This window comes from Bacillus sp. UNC69MF, from assembly GCF_000746035.1.
GTDB classification, from domain to species: domain Bacteria; phylum Bacillota; class Bacilli; order Bacillales; family Bacillaceae; genus Bacillus; species Bacillus velezensis.
Window position 1 is genome coordinate 1 of record NZ_JQKM01000025.1, and the last position, 1,780, is coordinate 1,780.

Genomic DNA, 1,780 nt, shown 5'->3' on the forward strand with positions numbered 1-1,780 from the left:
ATATGGACAAACCTGGCGGATTCATGGAATGATAAAATGGTTAACGGGGATGCGTATTCAAGATCACATTACATCACCTACGCCATCGGGAGCATCGTCGGGCTCAAAGGTTCCGGCTCAGCCGTAAAAGTATCAAGCAAGCTCGCGAAAACAGGTGCCGCCAAAGTGGATAACGTCTTGGAAGCTGGAGAAAAAGCGGCTGCAAAACATGTAAAAACCGGGATCAAAAAAGGGAAAGACTATATCAATTCCTTTTCGAGAAATAAGTACGAACCCGCGCTTGCCGGAATAGCACAGGATATTGAAAACACTCACAATGTGAAGAATACGCCTTTGTTGAAAAGTATTATTGAAGATCAGAAAGAGAATGTGCTCAGTAAATCTGTGTCTTCTGACAATAACGGCATACATAGTGTTAAACAAGGAGACAGCAGTCCTCTCGCACCAGGCGGTGGCTTAGCTGCTCACGAAGCAAAAGGCGGACATCTTATAGAAAGACATGTTGGTAAGAGCGACCAAGAACTCATGGAAAGGCTTGAAAAAAGCAAAATGAGTAACAAGAAAATATCCGGATCATCCTCTTTTAAGGATAGAGCAACTGCAGAAAAGATTGCTAATATTACCTTATCAGATAATAAAGATAAAATAGAAAAATGGTTAAATAATGATGTAAAAAAACCTTTGGTACTCTCCTATAAAGGATCAGAAGTGTTAGGCAGAGGAATTACCAAAGGCACAACTGAAATTTCTGACTTAACTAACGCTAAAATTATATTGAAAAAGAATAATGATGGTAGCTTTATATTAACAGGCTATCCCACGAGGTGAGATCAATGATTGAAACAAATATTTCTGAACCTGTATTTCAATTTTTAGGAGGTATTTTCCATCAAGATATAGACACTCCTGAGTCAGCTCTTGAAGAATACTTAGCAGAGATACCTAAAAAAGAACAAGAAAACGATGTAGAAGCACTCAAAGCGTTTATAAATAGCGATTACTCAGAAGAACAAAAAAACGTTTTTATAGAAGAATCTGCTGATGGTGTAGATATCAATAGTTACGAACTATCCCCAATACTATGGCTCAGACAAGTCATTCAAAAAATCGAAAAAAATATTGAGTCTTTATAGATTCAGGGAAACCCTATTCCTATGTTTACACAGTCCCTGATAAGTTTCTTAATCTTTCCCTCTATAAACTGAAAAAATAACCCCGAATGAAAGGGGAAAGGATATGGTCATGAAAGTTTTCGAAGCAACCACCCTGCTGGCCGCCGCCAAACAGCGCGCGGGTGAATATAAAAAACTGCGCGGTCAGATGGTCAATCTAAAAAAATCGTTTCAAGGTATGGCTGACCTCGGTGACAGCGACTTTTCAGGCCGGGGCGCTGACAATATCAAAGCCTTTTTCCAAGACCACGCCGGCGTCACAGACAGCTGGCTTGATCTGATCGATATGAAAATCGCATTTCTCACAAGCCTTCCCGGTAAGGTCGAAGACGCCGGACTTTCCAATTCGCATGTGGAGGAATCATTTCTGGAGCATGAGCTCACCCACGCCCTCAGTAAATCAAAGGCAATTATGGAAGGGCAAAAAAAGGACATGGGGTCCATCCTCAGAGAGATCGAAGACATCATCTCGCTTGATCTGTTTTCAACCGAAAGCACAGATCAGAAGCTTTCTTCAGCTGACAAAAAAAGAAGCGAAACCATACATAAGCTCGGGAAGCTTGATCACGATCTAACGAAGGAATACACAGAAACCGAAGCGAACGAAC

3 protein-coding genes are annotated in these 1,780 nt (G+C 41.0%); all 3 read left to right on the forward strand.

The features are described from left to right. A partial coding sequence (locus tag BR62_RS19715; RefSeq protein ID WP_032870998.1) for an RNase A-like domain-containing protein occupies window positions 1–828 on the forward strand: 828 nt, incomplete at its 5' end. A gap of 5 nt (window positions 829–833) precedes the next feature. Beyond that, entirely contained in the window at window positions 834–1,133 is a 300-nt protein-coding gene (locus BR62_RS0112085) for a contact-dependent growth inhibition system immunity protein (protein WP_025284386.1), read from the forward strand. Between the two features lie 109 nt (window positions 1,134–1,242). Next, on the forward strand, window positions 1,243–1,780 hold a 538-nt coding region (locus BR62_RS0112090), incomplete at its 3' end, for a T7SS effector LXG polymorphic toxin (protein ID WP_197055954.1).